Source organism: Rheinheimera mangrovi, assembly GCF_003990335.1.
GTDB classification, from domain to species: domain Bacteria; phylum Pseudomonadota; class Gammaproteobacteria; order Enterobacterales; family Alteromonadaceae; genus Pararheinheimera; species Pararheinheimera mangrovi.
This window is the reverse complement of record NZ_CP034683.1, coordinates 4,124,322-4,140,794: the sequence shown is the minus strand read 5'-3', so window position 1 is coordinate 4,140,794 and position 16,473 is coordinate 4,124,322. Positions and strand designations below refer to the sequence as shown.

The window sequence follows — 16,473 nt, the reverse complement described above, 5'->3', positions numbered from 1 at the left end:
GCAAGGATAGGGAATGTTAGGGCTGTTTTTAGCCGGTAATATGCTGCTGGTAACTGCCCAAAACCCTGAATGCAGGGCTGAATTATGCTGGTCTGTAAGTCCGGCTTTTTGTGTTTCTGCAACAGTAGAACAAAACTGTGAAGCGCAACTTACAGTCAGTTGGAGCAGTTCCAGAGCCGAAGATCTGTGTCTGTATTTTGCGCAACAGCAAATACGGTGCTGGCAGCAGGCACGGCAAGGGCAGTGGCAACAGCTATTGAGCTGGCCGGGTAAAACCGAAGTCAGATTGCAGCGTGACAACAGTGTTGTGCTGCGCAAAGAGTTAATTGTATTAAGCCGTCAGCCGGAAAAAAGAAGACGTCTGGTGGCGCCCTGGAGTGTGTTTTAATGCAAAAAATCTTATTGGTTGAAGATGATGCCCGTTTGGCCGCTTTGGTGCAGAGCTTTTTGCAACAGCATGGTTTTGAAGTGCGGCTGGAGAGCCGGGGCGATACAGTGCCCGCCATTTGTCAGACCTGGCAACCCGATTTGGTGATTCTGGACTTGATGTTGCCCGGTATGGATGGCTTTACCATCTGCCGCACTATACGCCCCTGGTTTACTGCCCCTATTCTGATGTTAACAGCTAAACAAGGCGATATAGATCAGGTGCTTGGTTTGGAGCTGGGCGCTGATGATTATGTGATTAAACCAGTGGAGCCCCGTGTGTTGCTGGCCAGGGTACATGCGTTATTAAGGCGTGGTAGTCCTGCCATTAAAAGTGAAAATCAGGAGCTTAGCTTTGGGCAGTTGAGTCTGAATAACAGTGCCCGTGAAGCTCATTTTGCCGGACAACTGGTGGAACTAACCAGCTATGAGTTTGATTTGTTGTGGATGCTTGCTAAACATGCAGGTCAAACGGTTAAACGTGAAGCTATACACAAACAAATTATTGGTCGTGAATATGATGGTCTGGATCGGACCGTCGATGTTCGGGTATCGCACTTGCGGCGTAAACTGAACGACAATGCTGAAACACCTTTCCGGATTAAAACGGTTTGGGGGAAAGGGTATTTATTTGTCGCTGATGCCTGGAACAATTAAACCCTTCTCACTTGAGACTGCAGCTTTGTTGACTACATGCTGTGATGGTAAAGAGTCTCGCCCCGATCACATAGCGCATCTATGTTGTTGCGGTTTGATGCGCTTGTCGCGCTGCAACTTCAATTGCTTTGGGTTTTAGATAGTGTCCAGACTATTTCTGCATTTTTATCTGTTTATTTCACTGGTACTGGTGGGCGTAGGCTGGACTGTAGAGAGGATCTGGCAGGAAACCCAAAGCCAGGTGCCCCCCTGGGTACTTTTGGTGGCAGACAATCTGGCTGCACAACTCAGTACTCAGCCTGTCTCTCAGGCTAAGTTCTCTTCCGCCTTGCCTGCTAATGTACTGCCTGCAGGCAGTATCCTCTGGTCAGAAACCGAACTGGCGGCATTGGAGGCTGGCCAGGTTGTGCCTCTGTTTACGAAAGATCAGGTGTTTTTTTATGCCATGCAGCAAGGTGAGTTATGGCAACTGGGACCGGCAGACCTGACAGATAGTGCAGTACCTTCTTACTGGTTTAGCTTACTGTTTTTGGGTTTGTTAGCTGTAGCTGTCTGGTTATGGCTTTGGCCTGTCGCGCGTGATATTCAGCAGCTCCGACAACAAATCAGTGCCCCTTCAGGTGTTGCTACTGTGCCTGTCCGATCTTTTATTGCCCCTATTGCACTGAGTTTTGAACAAATGCGCCAACAAATTCAGCGCCTGCTTGGGTTGCAACGTGAAATGACTCAGGCGGTTTCCCATGAATTGCGGACACCTTTGGCCCGTTTAAGTTTTGCACTGGAACTGTCCGCTTTGCCGCAAAACGAAAAACAACTGATGATTAACGATGTAAAAGAGCTTGAGCAACTTGTGGATGAGATGCTGGACTATGCCCGTCTTGAATCGACACAACCTCAGTTGAAAATGCAACAAGTGGATTTGTCGGAGTTGTTGCAGAACTTAGTCGAAAAACTATCACCTTTACCTGGAACTGCGATTGAATTGGACATCATCAGCCGTTGTGTTTATGTCTGCGATGGCCATTATCTGGAAAGAGCAGTACAAAATTTACTGGTGAATGCCAAGCGATTTGCTCAGAAAAAGGTGGCGCTCAGATTGCGAGCCGGGACTAATGCTATTGAGATTATGGTCGAAGATGATGGGCCTGGAATAGCGCCTGAACAAAGGGCTGAAATTCTGAAGCCTTTTGTCAGATTAGACCCCAGCCGGCAAAAAGGTTTTGGTGGTTTTGGTTTAGGGCTTGCTATTGTCTGTCGTGTGCTTGAATGGCATAAGGCCAGTATTGAAGTCGGGGAAAGCAGATGGGGAGGTGCCAGTTTTCTGATTAAACTGCCATCGGAACAAAGCCCTGATGGCAGAATACAGCATTAAAGCCCTAGATTTTTCAGGAAGTCATCATCCACTTCAGAAGTCATCACCTCATTTGATTCTGCTTCGGCTGCGTTGGTATTGGCAATAATATCATCCGGGTTTTCATCCTGTGGAGGGATGAAATCGTGCAACTGAATAAATTCAGTTTTGTCCATCGACAGCTCCATGTAAAAAATTGCATGGTTTGGTGTGCTGAAGGTGACACGGCGAGCCTGAGGTTGATCCAACTGGGTGTTGATCATAATCTGCACCTGTTTATTAATCGCCATCATTTTAGGCTGGCTTTGATTAATTGAGGTTTGCAGTTCCATCCTTACTCTGTTGGTGAAATCGCCAACGATTTGGTTCATCAGCTCCCCCATTACATTGCCCACTTCGTCTGAGGTATGGAAATTAGCTAATTCAGATTCAGGCATGCCCATACTCATCATATACTTACGATAAATTTCCATGGCCGCTTGAGATGTAAAGTTGATAATCACTAAACCAGAAAAGCCACCATCAAATAATACAAAGCAACCAAGATCTGGGCGCAGGCAGGTTTTATGGATTTTCTGTACCATAGGTGAATAAGCAACCTTATCGTTGCCAGCGGCAGCTAACACCTGAGTAACGGACTGACAGAGAGTGAGCAATATTTCTTCAGTAGTGACAACTTTGGTTTTTTTCATCTGATAAACCCAGCTAAACAACGACATTAGCCTTAGTATATCCCTAATCCAACGCATAACACTATAAAAAGCCTGAAGCTTTGTGTTATCAGCATCAGCCTAATGATAAGTGAGACAAGGGCAGAGATTGATGACTGAGCAGGAAAAAATGGCTGCGGGTTTGTGGTTTAATCCGGCTGACAAAGTGTTAGCAAAACAACGGCAGCATGCCAAAGCGCTTTGTGCCCAGCTTAATCAACAAGGACCTTTGCGTTTTAAAGCTCATCAACAGCTAGCTGCACAGTTGTTTGGCAAATTGGGCAGTTGTTACATTGAACCGAACTTTTATTGCGACTACGGCAACAATATTGAACTGGGCCAGAATTTTTATGCCAACCACAATTGCGTTATTTTAGATGCGGCCAAAGTCAGTATTGGCGATGACGTATTATTGGGCCCGGCTGTGCAAATTTATACTGTGGCTCATCCGCTGGATGCCGTACAAAGAAAAACCGGACTGGAACAAGGTAAAGCCGTCACTATAGGCAATTCGGTTTGGGTGGGTGGGGGCGCTATTATTTTACCTGGTGTCACTATAGGCGAAGGGGCTGTGATTGCTGCTGGTGCAGTTGTTACCAAAGACGTGCCTGCTTATGCAGTGGTAGCTGGCAATCCGGCGAAAATAATCAAGACGGTGAGTTAAAGCCGGGGCTTAGCGTGGATTTTATCCAACTCACCTGATTCTTTCAGATGCAGCAGGCCAGAGTTAAACTTTGCCTGCAATTCTACTTTCCAGAATGCAGCCGGATAATCAACAGATGGGAAGATCCTGTGCGTTTGTATACTGCCGCGGCCATAGTTTTTGTTGGCGTAATAGGTCAGCACTTTACTGTCTCCAACCATCAACTGCACTCTGTCCTTCATCAATAACTCAAACTGCTTTTCCCGGTCGGCTTCTTCCAGATAATGCGCTTGCTTTGTGATAGCTGCGAAGTCTGGCCCCAGTACTTCTTGTGCTTGCTGATAACCGACAATAGTTTTACCTTTGAGGTCTTGCAGGCTATTAATTTTGATGGGATTACTGCTTTTATGTACCACCACGTCCAACACGGTAAAATAAGGTTGGCTATAAAAAGCACCCGGATAAGGCACGGCAACAGGACTGGCTATATCCAGTTTTTGCTCGGAAAAGAGTTTTAACAAGCGGCTGTAACTATAAAGTTCGAATTCTGCTTCAATGCCTTCACGCTGCAAAATAGTTTTTACTATTTCATAGTCCAGCCCGGTGATTTCTCCCTGAGCATTGCGGTAGGCCCAGGGCGCTGAATCGTGTAAACCTACTTTGATCGGAGTGGCTTGCGCCAGAGTGCAGAAAAGGCCAAGTAACAAAATAAGTTGTTTCATAAAAACTCCGACTCACCCATAGGCAGCAGACCTGCAGTGGTTTTAACACAGTTCAGGACCAGTGTCGCAATATTTACGATGACAGCTCCAATTATTTTGGTCTGGATCAGGTATTATTCAATATCTACCTGCCAGGATTTCATCATGAGCAAAACAGTCTCTTTTGGTTTATTGTTGCTGCTAGCCAGCATTGTTGCTATTACGCCTTTGGCTATTGATATGTATTTGCCAGCTATGCCACTGATGGCGAGTGAACTGGGTACTGATATTGGGCTTATCCAGCAATCTCTGAGTATTTATCTGGCGGCTTATGGGGTTGGTATGCTGGTCTTCGGCCCGCTCGCTGACGCTATAGGTCGTCGTCCGCTGGCATTGGTTGGTCTGTTATTTTTTAGCCTGGCCAGTTTTGCTCTGGTGTTTTGCCAGGACGCGCAATGGTTGCTCGGCTTACGTGCATTACAGGCTTTTGCCGGTAGTGCTGCAACCGTTGTGGTGCCAGGTATTATCCGCGCTTTGTATCAGGAAAATACTGCCAAGGGCATGTCTTATGTTTCGATGATTATGATGATGGCTCCTTTAATTGCGCCAGCTATCGGCAGCGCTGTACTTTGGGTTGGCCATTGGCAGGATATTTTTCTGGTATTAGCCTTGTATTCGTCCGTGATCCTACTGCTGACCTGGCGCTTTTTACCTGATCCTGTCGCTGTGACAAAAGGCCGTAAACTGGAGTTTCTGGCGGGTTATCGTTTTGTTTTCGCTCATGCAGTGGCCCGGCCACAAATCGCAACTTCTATGTTTGCTTCATTTGCATTTTTCTGTTTTTTAACTGCGGTGCCTTTTGTTTATATTGAATATTACGGTGTCAACGAGCAGCTGTTCAGTCTGTTGTTTGCGCTGAATGTGGGTATGTTGATGATGGCTAATTTTTGCAATAGCAGATTTGTTGGTCGTTATGGTCCGCAGCGAATGCTGAATAGTGGGTTGGTGTTGGCTTTGTTCAGCGCCAGTGTGCTTTGCCTGGCCAACTGGTTTGAATTAGGTTTAGTCTTTACTGTGCTGAGTATAGCGCCGCTGATGGCGAGTTTAGGTTTGATTGCAACCAATGCCGATGCGATGATTTTAATGCGTTTTCCAGAACACAGTGGCACAGCCACAGCTGTGATCGGTACCTTGCGTTTTGGCAGTGGAGCTTTGGCCGGACCTTTACTCGCCTTGGCATACACTGGCACAGCATTGCCGTTTTCCATACTGATGTTTTGCGGTGTATTGGCTATTACTGTCTGTCAGTTTTTGGGTATACATCAAACTAAAGCAGGTCAAAGTAATTAAGACTGTAAATAGTTAAGTAAGCGGTCAAAAGAGCGGTAGCTTAAGGCTTCCTGCAAATCACAGCGTTCTATATGTGGCCGCTGTGCTAAATCAGCTAGCGTACGGGCCACTTTGAGCAGTTTGTGATAACTGCGGGCTGAAAATTTCAGCTGAGTCAGGCAGTTTTCGAAATAGTCAGCGTCAGCCGGGTTTAACTGACAATACTGTTCCAGTTCACTCAGCGTGAGGCGGGCATTGGCTTTGTGTTGTCGTTGCCACTGAATGGCACGGGCTGCATCGACCCGCTGTTTGATGATACTGCTTGATTCTTCGGGTTTTTGTTGGCTTAAACTGCCTTTAGGTAACAAAGGTACTTCGACTTGTAGTTCAATTCTGTCGAGAAAAGGGCCGGATAAACGGCTTAAATACCGTCTGATTTGTTCAGGGCTGCTGCGACCATCTTTATGATGGCCTGAAGGGCTTGGGTTCAGGGCAACTACCAACTGAAAGCTGGCTGGAAATTCGGCTTGTCGTGCTGCCCTTGATATAAAAACCTTACCACTTTCAAGAGGTTGTCTCATTGATTCCAGCACAGTGCGAGGGAATTCCGGGACTTCATCCAAAAATAAAATTCCGCGATGAGCTAAAGAAATCTCTCCGGGTCTGGGGATCGAGCCTCCTCCCACCAAAGCTACAGCTGAACAGGTATGATGCGGTTGTCTGAATGGCCGCTGGTGCCACTGCTGCACAGTTCTGGGTTGTGCTGCCACTGAATAAATTGCTGCAGTTTCTAATGCTTCCTGATCGTTTAAGCTTGGGAGTATGCCAGGTAAGCGTTGCGCGAGCATCGATTTGCCTGTTCCTGCCGGGCCAAACATCAGCAGATTATGTTCGCCGGCAGCTGCAATTTCCAGCACTCTTTTCGCTTGAGCCTGGCCGCGAACTTCAGCCAGATCCGGATACAACTCTGCTTTACTATCAGGAATAACCGGAATAGCAGGCAGAGCCTGATGGTGTACTAAAAATGCATGCAGCTGCAACAAATGTTCTGCGCCACACAGCTGAAGATCAGGAACTTGTTGAGCTTGTACTGCATTTTGTAATGGAAATACCGCGATGTTTCCGGCCATTTTGCAGGCCAAAGCTAAGGGGATTTCTCCCACTATGCTGCGAATTTCTCCCGACAAGGCCAACTCACCAAAAAACTCATAAGCGGATAAGTCAGCTTGCAACTGACCACTGGCATGCAGTATTCCCAGAGCAATTGCTAAATCAAAACGCCCGCCTTCTTTAGGTAAATCTGCAGGGGCAAGATTGACAGTGATTTTATGATCTGGAAACTCAAAACCACTATTAATTAGCGCACTGCGTACTCTGTCTTTGGCTTCTTTGACTGAGGTCTCCGGCAAGCCAACCAATTGAAAACCAGGCAAGCCCCGGCTTAAATGCACCTCCACTGTCACAAGCGGTGCTTGCAAGCCAGAGCGTGCTCTGCTGTGGACTAAGGCCAGTGCCATGATTCGTTCTCAGATAATTTGTTTACTTAATTTTAACCTTGTAATGTTAATTCGCCAGTATTGATAGTGAATTGACAAAAGTGCTGATATAAGATCAGAAATTAATGGCATAAATCTCTGTTTACGCAGACTATTTATTTTTATTTTCTGCAGTGAAATCCTTGGGCATTGCTTTCCTTTTTTATATTTCCTGCTATTTCTCTAACAGCAGAATAATAAAAGTATCGTGACACCCGTATCTGTCCGGCCATAAAAACATAAATGAGGTTGCTGTGAGAAAAGTCGGGGGACAAAAAGCTAAAATCAGGGCAGCGCTTTGGCTGCGCCTTTTTATACTGAACTTAATGGGCGGTGTGGTTTTTTCGCTTCATGCTGAAACACTCACTCTGGAACAACAAAAAGCAGAATTTATCCGGCTGGTGCAATCCGGCCAGCTGGAGCAGGCTTATCTGCTGGCCGCCTCATTAGAAAATCAACTGGCTGGAGAGCCTGATTTTGATATGGCGTATGGCCGTATCGCGCTGCGGGTTGAGCAAAATGACAGTGCCGTATTTGCGCTTGAACGGGTTGTAGCTGATAAGCCCCAATGGCAACAAGCCCGTTTTACCTTAGCTCAGGCCTATTACAAAACTAAAAATTATCCTGCCGCACTAAGGCAGCTTACTTGGATTGAACAAAAGCCTGCGGCTGATTTAGTCGAGCCCGTTGCTAAATTGCGTAGTGCAGTGGAATGGGAACAAGCTAAGTTAAAGGGCTATCAACGGCACAAGATCAGATATGGCTTTGGTCATGACGACAATGTGAATAGTGGTACTGCCGAAGACCGAATCTTTATTCCATCGTTGGGCGAAATTGATGTATTTCCTCTTAGTAAGGCAAGCAGTGATTATTTTCATCAGCTTGGATACAGTTTTGATGGCCGATGGCAGCAGAACCAGCGCTATGCCTGGTTGGCTGATCTACAGGTTGGGGCAACACAGTTTAATCAGTTGTCTGATTTTGATAGGGAAACTTTGGCTGCGCGTTTGGGCTATGAAGCAAATTATCAGCACTACAGCTACAGCCTGCGTGCATACAGCAGACCGTTGCGTTTAGCCGGGGAGTTGTACCGAAACGACTGGGGTGGGCAAATCAGTGGCAAGTATCAGCTGAACGCATTGAACTCTGTTGGTATGCAATGGGTATCTGGCCGTTCAGACAACAGGCTGGATGACAGATTAAATCTGACAGTCCATGCCATCTCAGCGTCCTGGGAGCGCAAAGGTAATCGCTGGATTAATCAGGCCAATGTTAGTATTTCCAACGAACGCAGTCGCCTTGATAGTGCGGTTTACAACAGCAGGGATGTCAGTTCATTAAGTTACAGCACTACATGGCTGGCCAGCGCCTCGCATATTCTTATTGCCAGAGCAGAGTTACAAAGCATTAGCTATAAAGCGCCTCATCCCCTATTTCGGGTAAAACGCAATGAATCCTTATTTTCCCTCACGGGCAGCTGGATTTGGCAGTTCTCGTCCTCTGTCAGCTCTGAACTGAGATGTAGCTACACTGATAAAAACAGTCCTGTTACTTTGTATGAATACGACCGCACAGAATGTGTGGTAGGAGCCAGCTATGCGTTCTAACTTTATGCTTTATGTCAGCCCTGTAGTTGCTCTGTTTAGTCTGGCATTGTCTGCACAGGAGCAGGCCAGTAACGCTGGACTGACGTTGATGGCCAGAGGGAACGTAACGGCAACAGCTACAGATACGCAACAAAGCCGCAATTTGAATCGTAAAGCACCGGTATTTAATATTGATCAGGTCAGTACAGGGGCGCAAAGCCAGGCTCAGTTCAGAATGCTCGATGGTGCGTTGTTGGCATTGCAAAGCGACACCGAACTGTTGATATCAGAATATAAAGCAGGTTCAGCCACAGAGCAGGGATCTGTGGTGATGGAATTGGTCAAAGGCGGTTTACGCACAGTCACTGGTTCGATAAAAGGGGACGCTGGTAATTACCAGCTAAAAACGCCTGTGGGTAGTATTGGTATTCGTGGTACCACATTTCAGTTGTCTTATATCAACGAAATCATGCTGGTGGGGGTTTGGGATGGCCAGATTGAGTTACAAATTACCCGTTCAGACGGCACTGTTGAGAATGTCACCTTTGGTGGCGGCCAGAGTGCTTCATTTGCCCAGATCACTGTAGCAGGTCAGGTGACGCCTTTGCTGTCACCTCCTGCGGAATTTGCCGGAGAAGCAGCTGGCGATGAAGCCAATACAGATCAAGGCAGTAGCTCAGGCGCTGCTTCCAATACCGCCTTTACTGATGCCACCAATTTGCCGTCAGCTCAAGGTTCTGAAGATACGTCGTTTATTGCGGAGCAAGCCTATCAGGGCAGCAGCAATCAAACTCCGGTTGCTGAACTCATTGCTGCACGCTCTGGCTCATATCAATACGGTACTCTGGAGCAATTTAGTGTGCAAAGCACAGAAGGTGCAGTGACTGATTTTCAGGTCAGTATGACGATAGATTTTGATAATGGCACAGTGCCTCAAGGCGAGATGTCTTTTAATGACGCGGGTGGGGAATGGTTTGCCGCTTTTAACGGGGTGGTGAATGTTGATCAACTGGAGCTTGGTGTTAATTTTGCCAGCCATGGCAATGAACGAGCTCAGGGCCAGATAGATACCCTGTTTGTTGATGGTATTGATCAGATCCTTGGGCAGTTTGTCTTAAGTGAAACTGAGAACCCCGCGACCACAGCCGGCGGCATCTTTTTGATCAAATAGCGCGGCCATAAAGGATGAATGCTATGCGTGTAGTTTTGCTTCGGGAGATTTTTGCTGTAGCACTTTGTGCGCTGCTCGCAGCTTGTGGTGGTTCAGGTGGTGATGCTGCAGTAGACACCCCTGTGGTTGAGCAGCCGCCAGTCACCCCACCTGTGTCTCCACCTCCAACAGGCGGAACGCCGGTTGAAATGGGGTTGATGGTAGCTTTCGGTTATAACTCATTAGCTGCCGGAGCGCCTTTACGTGCGGACAGGGTGCAAAATCTGGCGGTGGGAAATGGTACTGCAAACTATAGGTTTCCGCGTTCTGGTGAAAGTATCAGCGGTAATCTGACCATAGCTGTGGACGTTGCTGACCCGGATGGCATAGCCAGAGTACTGGTTGGCTTTAATGGCAGTGAGCAGGCTTTAGTGTTGTGTGATGCGAGCTGCGGTACATCATTTTCGCAAACCGTCACTGGCGTGAATCCGCGTAATTTTGGCTTAACACCAGGGTCTTTGCGGTTAGAACTATGGCTGGAAGATCTGCTTGGTAACCGTATTCTGTTTGATGCTCGGGATATTGAATGGTTGCCTCAAGCTGTCACCGGTGTAAATACCACTCTTAGCGCGACTGCACTTCAAGTGAGCTGGATTGCCAATAGCAGTGCCCGCCGTTATAACCTTTACATTGCCGAGCAGCCAGGAATCACTCCAGAAAATATTCTGAGCAAAGCCGGAGGAAGGCAATTTTTGGCATTGTCGCAACCTACGCTTTCCATTACAAATTTGGATGTCAGCAAGAGGCACTTTCTGTTAATTACAGGTATTGATTCGTCAGGTGAAAGTTTATTTTCGCAAGAGCATCTGGTGCAGGCATTCGGTACTCCAGAGTTTTCTCAGCCCATAGCTGTGCCTGATCAATTTACTCTGAATGAAGATATTCCTTTCAGCGACTTTTTGCTGAGTAATGACAGTCACCCTGATGGCAGTAACTTTAAGCTTGACACTGTGGCTGTGCGTCCGCCTGATAACGGAGTTCTTGAGCTAAATGAAAATGGCAGTTTTACCTATCAGCCGACACCAAATTTTGTCGGAAATGATAGTTTCATCTACCAAATTACAGATAGTCAGGGCCTGACTGCTCAGGCCTTGGTTTCTCTGACTGTATTGGCAGTGAATGATTCGCCGACAGTTCTGAATGATAGCTACAGTACTAACAAAAATACCTTGCTGAGTGTTAATGCCCCTGGTGTTTTGGCTAATGATCTGGATGTTGATGGTGACAGCCTGGTTGTTGCTATTGAGCCGATTATTGCACCTTCTCATGGTGCTCTGCAGCTAAATCCTGATGGCGCATTCAGTTACACTCCTGTGTTTAATTATGCTGGAGATGATTTTTTCGTATATCAGGTGTCTGATGGTAAAGGGGCTATAGCTCAAGCTCGGGTGGATCTGCGCATTGAGATGACCAATGCAGCTCCAATAGCTAAAAATGACAGCTATCAACTAGCGGAAGATGAGCGATTGCTGGTTGCTGTGGCTAATGGAGTGCTGGCGAATGACTCAGACCCAGATGGCGACGCGATCAGTCTGGTGACTGAATTGCTATCTGTTCCTAAAAGCGGACAGGTGTTGCTCTCTGCCGATGGTAGCTTTCAGTATATTCCGCGACAAGATTTTTTTGGTACGGATAACTTTAGCTATCAAATTAAAGACCCGGCAGGTTTAGTTAGTTCTGCAACAGTCGAACTTGTTGTCATGGCAAAAAATGATGCCCCTGTGGTTCAGGGATCATCTTATTCGGTGAATCAAAATACTCAGTTAACTGTTGCAGCTCCCGGTTTATTAGCTCATGTTTCAGATGTCGATGATCAGCGTCTGAGTATAGTAACAGTGCCTTTTTCGAACGCGACAAAAGGCAGTCTGACCCTGCAAGCTAATGGATCCTTTAGTTACCAGCCCAAGCCTTCTGCGACGGGAACAGACAGTTTTGTTTTTCAGGTTACAGACGCTGCTGGCGCAGTCAGCACAGGCACTGTTGTGATCACTATTATTGCATCCCAGACTCCACCGGTTATAGCTGAACTTAGCGCAGAGGTATGGGATAACGCATCTCAAGGGGAAGTCATTGGTGAACTGGTAGCTGAGAGTTTAGAGCCTGGACAAATTGTTAGTTTTAGTATTTTGAGTGGTAATTCTCAGGGCGTTTTTGGTTTAACTCAGTCCGGTGTGCTGAGTATTGCAAATCCAGCATCTCTGTTGCAGTTAGCTGGCAGCACTGTCATCTTGACTGTAAAGGCTCAGGATAATGCTGGTCTTTCGGCCCAGATCAATGTTTCAGTCAAAGTCCTCAGTACAGCGGTTACAGCTCTTAATGATAACTATAGTGTGGCTGAGGATGTTGTACTGGTTTCGTCAAACAGTGTATTAAACAATGACACTGAACTGAGGGGATCAGCTTTAACGGCCAGCCTGGTTACTCAACCCTCTCATGGATCACTACAATTCAGTTCAAACGGTCTTTTTACCTATAGCCCAGTTGCTAACTTCTTTGGTCAGGACAGCTTTGTCTATAGCGCCAGTAATGGTGTCAGAACAGCTCAGGCGACTGTGACTATTACGGTGTCTCCAGTTAATGATGTTCCAGTATTAACCGCAACAACCTTGACCTTTTCAGAAAGTGCAGCTCAGGGCGCAGTGGTCGGGCAATTGGTCTGGCAAGATGTCGATGCCAACCAAAGCTATAGCTTCAGCATTCTCAGTGGTGATGATACCCAGGCGTTTACTATCACAAATCAGGGGCAGCTTGTTGTCGCTAATGCAACAGCGTTAAGAGCTCGCGGCGGAGCCAGTGGTAGCTTAGTTGTGCAAATTACTGACAGTGCAGGTGGCACAAGCACAGCGTTGATTGGCTTGCAATTGCAGCAGGCTTTTCCGGTGATTAATGCTGACACCTACGTTGTCAATCAGGACGCTGTATTGCAAGTCAATGCAGCGACAGGCGTACTGGCCAACGATAGTGATCCATCCGGACTAAGTTTGACGACCTTGGCTGTGAGCTCAGGCCCCTTATATGGGCAACTGAATATGAATTCTGATGGCAGTTTTAGCTATCAGCCTAATGCAAACTTCTATGGCCAGGACGTTTTTGTTTATCAGGCCAGTAATGGCATCAGAACCAGCAGTGCTGTGGTTACCATTAGTGTTGTTCAGGTGCTGCCAGCCCTACTGGCCAGCTTTGATGCATATACTTTGGCTGAAGATACACTGTTGACTGTAAGTAGCGCTCAATCATTACTGCAGAATGATATCTTTGATGCAAATCAGCCTGTGGTCGTAAGTCTGGTGCAGGCCCCTCCTTATGGCTCCCTGGTTTTAAATACAGACGGCACTTTTAGTTACCAACCTGCAACAGAATCCTATGGTGCCTATTATTTTACTTATCGATTAACTCAGGGCGACTTAACTTCTGATGCCCAGGTTGAGCTCAATATCACTCCGGTGAACGACCCACCTTCTTTGCAGGATGCCACTGTCACTATTTCAGATGATTATGTCAATTCGCAGCATGTGCTGACGATGACTCAATTCGATGCTGACCCTGGCAGTTACAGCTATCAAATCTTATCCGGGAATTCAGCAGGAGTTTTTGCGATCAGCGCTGGCGGAGTTATTCAAGTGGCTGATGCGTCTTTGCTGGATGCGGCAACGACAGCCTCTTATAGCCTGGTCGTGCAAGTGACAGAAAATGGTGATCCTGCTCTGGTTGATACTGCCACAGTAGTTATTATTGTCACTGCGGCTCAGAGCTACGAAACCTCTGTTCTTCCTGATACCAGCTTTGCCGGAGGAAGCCATCTGTCTTTGGAAATGATGCTGAGTGGCGAAGACAACGATCCGGCGCAAATTATTCCTTTAAGTGATGGCCGCAGCCTGGTGATTGGCTCGGTCAGTAATTCTTACCAGCATCAGGTTTTTGTGATGCGGCTGAACCCGGATGGCTCAGTGGACTCCAGTTATGCCAGCAAAGGCTTGTTTCGAAACTCATTCTTCTATAACTTCACAGAGCAAGCTGTGGCTGGGGTATTGACCAGCAATAATGAGCTTGTACTGCTAGTTAACTACACAGAAACTAATGCTTCAGGTTTTTATTTAATGAAGCTTGATGAAAATGGACTGCTGGATTACGGTTTTGGCCCTGGTTCACAAGGCTATCTGCTCTGTGAATACTCTCCCTGTGACAGCGGTGATATGCAAGCGACGGATCTGCTTCTGAACCATAATGGACATTATGTAGTATCTGGTGTGAAAAATGGCAGTCAGGCCTTTTTGTTTGAATTTGCAGATTCAGGCTATCAGGGCGGTTGGCTCAGTATGCTTAGCACTGTTAAACAATTTGATTTGGTACGTCAGGACAGCAATCACAATTACTATGGCATAGGTCAGTCGTCCGCCAATCGTATAGTAATAGCCCGCTTTTCACCTTCTTTTGTATTAGACAGCAGTACCTTTGGCTGTACTCCAGACTGCGCTGGTTTCAGGGAATATGATTTTTCTTTACATTCTTCTAAAGCTTATGACGCTGTGTTGTACAACGATGCGTTGTATGTGGTGGGCAGCGTGACAGAGTCTTCCGCTCTGACAAGTCCCGACGGATTGTTTTTTAAACTGAACCCAGACGGTAGTCTGAATTCTGGTTTTGGCAATGCTGCCGGATTTATTCAGGTCAGTGGCAAGGCCGGTTATTCACTGCATTACCAGTCTCTTGCAGTAGATCAGAGCGGATTTTATGTTCTGACAAGCACAGCGGAGGCCGACGGTGACATGGTCTCGCTCAGCCAATACAATCTGATAGGGGACTTTATGTCCGATCAGCCTCTTGCTGTGGATGGACAATTAAAAGCCGTGGATCTGCAAAGTGATGATGCAGGCTTGTGGTTGCTCAATCATTTCAGTCATCCAAATTACGGTGCTGCTGGCAGTGTCGACTTTAACTGGATCGGCAAATATCAGCACAATACTTTGGCTGCGGACACAGCATTTTCTGCTGATGGACAACGTTGGTTTAATGCAGGGTTTAGTGACGACATTTTGCTTGGCAGTCAAAGATTGCTGCTGGGGAGTCAGGTTAATAAAACTCTGTTTTATGGACGTAGTTATTCTTATCTCAATGGCGGTTATCAGCAGTTTTTTGTCGGCAGACTAACAGCCAGTGGTGCTTTAGATCAGAGTTTTGGTAATCATGGTCTGGTGCTGCTCGCAACTGATCAACTCGAGAGCATGAGCATTAGTACCATAAAGGAGGCGAGTTCGAATCAGGCCTATGTTGCTGGTTATGGTATGGAGACTAATGGTGATCAGGTGGGTTATGTAGTACGGCTCAATCAGGATGGATCTCTGGACTCAGGTTTTGCCAACGGAGTTCTTGCTTTAGCTCCGGCAGCTGCGGGCAATTACGACGAGTCGGTGGCAAGGCAACTGCAAATCAGAGCTGATGGCCGCTTGCTGGTGGGCGCCGAATACCATAGCTACGCCAATTACAGTACAGATGTAGTGCTGTTGCAGCTTAATACGGATGGCAGCATAGATACCGGCAATTTTGGCAGCTCGCTGCCGGGTTATACAGTCTTCAGCGAAATCGATCCCAATGCAGTGGTTGTAGAGGAGCTGAGTCAGATGAAACTGGATCCTGTGGATGGCAGTCTGGTGATCGCAGGACAGTACAAGCTGAGTACTGATCCTCAACTCTATATTGCACGCTTTAGTGATACTGGTGTGCTGATGAATACCAGCAACAGTCCTTCTGATACCTTTGGTCAGTCTGGCCAAGGCTATAGTCTGATCAATCTGATCGATAACTCTAACAACCCGACCTCACAATTCGAGTACCTTAATTTGCTGGATTTTGATGCCGGGCGTAATCTGGTGGTAGCTCTGGCGAGCTATTCCGAAGGTGTTGACCAGCATTATTTGTATCGTTTGCAGCAAAATGGGGGAATTGATACTTCATTTAACTACGGTAGTCCCAGACTGTATAACAGTTTCAGCAATTCGATACCTGCTCATCTGAAGATTAATCAGCTCCATGTAGATGCTTCTGGCCGGTTGCTGTTGGCTGGCACTTCAGGTGCATTTGCCTGGGTTGGGCGAGTGTTGCTGGATGGCAGTGGCGCTGATGTAGGCCGTTGGGATCCGGCTTTTGAAGCAAACTCTGCGACCTATGGGGCTTATCTATTTAGTGATATTACCATCTCCTACGATTTGTTTATGGAGTTGACCAGCAGTAAGGTCACGCTGGGATGGAGTAACTATGACTCAAGTGGGTATAGCGCAACACTGCGGCAGTATCAATTCTATGAGTTTCAGAATAATTCTGATTAGTG

Annotated in this window: 11 protein-coding genes; 8 read left to right on the top strand and 3 right to left on the bottom strand. The window is 46.9% G+C overall.

Annotated features, from left to right (window positions below; genetic code table 11):
• Positions 1–13: 13 nt before the first annotated feature.
• The 3 genes from EK374_RS18640 to EK374_RS18630 all read left to right on the top strand — a co-directional run bounded on the left by EK374_RS18640 (position 14) and on the right by EK374_RS18630 (position 2,455).
• The gene (locus tag EK374_RS18640; RefSeq protein WP_127026037.1) at positions 14–388 is read left to right on the top strand and encodes a DUF3019 domain-containing protein; all 375 of its coding nucleotides are present in this window, start codon (positions 14–16) and stop codon (positions 386–388) included.
• The gene (locus EK374_RS18635) at positions 388–1,083 is read left to right on the top strand and encodes a response regulator (RefSeq protein ID WP_127026036.1); all 696 of its coding nucleotides are present in this window, start codon (positions 388–390) and stop codon (positions 1,081–1,083) included. The genes EK374_RS18640 and EK374_RS18635 overlap by 1 nt, the downstream gene beginning before the upstream one ends.
• Before the next feature lie 142 nt (positions 1,084–1,225).
• Positions 1,226–2,455 (top strand): ATP-binding protein, encoded by a 1,230-nt coding sequence (locus tag EK374_RS18630; RefSeq protein ID WP_127026035.1) that lies wholly within the window; start codon positions 1,226–1,228, stop codon positions 2,453–2,455.
• Here EK374_RS18630 and EK374_RS18625 read toward each other — a convergent pair.
• Entirely contained in the window at positions 2,452–3,126 is a 675-nt protein-coding gene (locus tag EK374_RS18625; RefSeq protein WP_127026034.1) for a DUF3334 family protein, read from the bottom strand. The two genes, EK374_RS18630 and EK374_RS18625, sit on opposite strands and share 4 nt — an antisense overlap.
• A gap of 130 nt (positions 3,127–3,256) precedes the next feature.
• On the opposite strand from EK374_RS18625, the gene EK374_RS18620 reads away from it, so the two are divergent.
• A complete protein-coding gene (locus EK374_RS18620) occupies positions 3,257–3,808 on the top strand; it encodes a sugar O-acetyltransferase (protein WP_127026033.1) in 552 nt (183 codons plus the stop codon).
• Here the strand turns inward: EK374_RS18620 and EK374_RS18615 are convergent.
• Entirely contained in the window at positions 3,805–4,509 is a 705-nt protein-coding gene (locus tag EK374_RS18615) for a substrate-binding periplasmic protein (protein WP_127026032.1), read from the bottom strand. The genes EK374_RS18620 and EK374_RS18615 overlap by 4 nt on opposite strands.
• A 144-nt stretch (positions 4,510–4,653) precedes the next feature.
• On the opposite strand from EK374_RS18615, the gene EK374_RS18610 reads away from it, so the two are divergent.
• Positions 4,654–5,838 (top strand): multidrug effflux MFS transporter, encoded by a 1,185-nt coding sequence (locus EK374_RS18610; protein ID WP_127026031.1) that lies wholly within the window; start codon positions 4,654–4,656, stop codon positions 5,836–5,838.
• Here EK374_RS18610 and EK374_RS18605 read toward each other — a convergent pair.
• On the bottom strand, positions 5,835–7,334 hold the full coding sequence (locus EK374_RS18605) for a YifB family Mg chelatase-like AAA ATPase (RefSeq protein WP_127026030.1): 1,500 nt from the start codon (positions 7,332–7,334) through the stop codon (positions 5,835–5,837). The genes EK374_RS18610 and EK374_RS18605 overlap by 4 nt on opposite strands.
• Before the next feature lie 272 nt (positions 7,335–7,606).
• On the opposite strand from EK374_RS18605, the gene EK374_RS18600 reads away from it, so the two are divergent.
• Genes EK374_RS18600 through EK374_RS18590 form a run of 3 tightly spaced genes read left to right on the top strand, consistent with a single transcriptional unit; the run spans position 7,607 to position 16,471 of the window.
• Positions 7,607–8,959, top strand: coding sequence for a hypothetical protein (locus EK374_RS18600; RefSeq protein WP_127026029.1), 1,353 nt, complete (start codon positions 7,607–7,609; stop codon positions 8,957–8,959).
• A complete protein-coding gene (locus EK374_RS18595; RefSeq protein ID WP_127026028.1) occupies positions 8,949–10,109 on the top strand; it encodes a FecR family protein in 1,161 nt (386 codons plus the stop codon). Before EK374_RS18600 ends, EK374_RS18595 begins: the two co-directional genes overlap by 11 nt.
• Before the next feature lie 23 nt (positions 10,110–10,132).
• Positions 10,133–16,471: an Ig-like domain-containing protein gene (locus EK374_RS18590; protein WP_164731912.1), complete on the top strand. Its 6,339-nt coding sequence runs from the start codon at positions 10,133–10,135 to the stop codon at positions 16,469–16,471.
• The last annotated feature ends 2 nt before the right edge of the window (positions 16,472–16,473 follow it).

Coding starts and splice junctions, on each gene's coding strand:
- EK374_RS18640 (WP_127026037.1), top strand. CDS start 14: ATGTTAGGGCTGTTTTTAGCCGGTAATATGCTGCTGGTAACTGCCCAA.
- EK374_RS18635 (WP_127026036.1), top strand. CDS start 388: ATGCAAAAAATCTTATTGGTTGAAGATGATGCCCGTTTGGCCGCTTTG.
- EK374_RS18625 (WP_127026034.1), bottom strand. CDS start 3,126: ATGAAAAAAACCAAAGTTGTCACTACTGAAGAAATATTGCTCACTCTC.
- EK374_RS18620 (WP_127026033.1), top strand. CDS start 3,257: ATGACTGAGCAGGAAAAAATGGCTGCGGGTTTGTGGTTTAATCCGGCT.
- EK374_RS18615 (WP_127026032.1), bottom strand. CDS start 4,509: ATGAAACAACTTATTTTGTTACTTGGCCTTTTCTGCACTCTGGCGCAA.
- EK374_RS18610 (WP_127026031.1), top strand. CDS start 4,654: ATGAGCAAAACAGTCTCTTTTGGTTTATTGTTGCTGCTAGCCAGCATT.
- EK374_RS18605 (WP_127026030.1), bottom strand. CDS start 7,334: ATGGCACTGGCCTTAGTCCACAGCAGAGCACGCTCTGGCTTGCAAGCA.
- EK374_RS18595 (WP_127026028.1), top strand. CDS start 8,949: ATGCGTTCTAACTTTATGCTTTATGTCAGCCCTGTAGTTGCTCTGTTT.
- EK374_RS18590 (WP_164731912.1), top strand. CDS start 10,133: ATGCGTGTAGTTTTGCTTCGGGAGATTTTTGCTGTAGCACTTTGTGCG.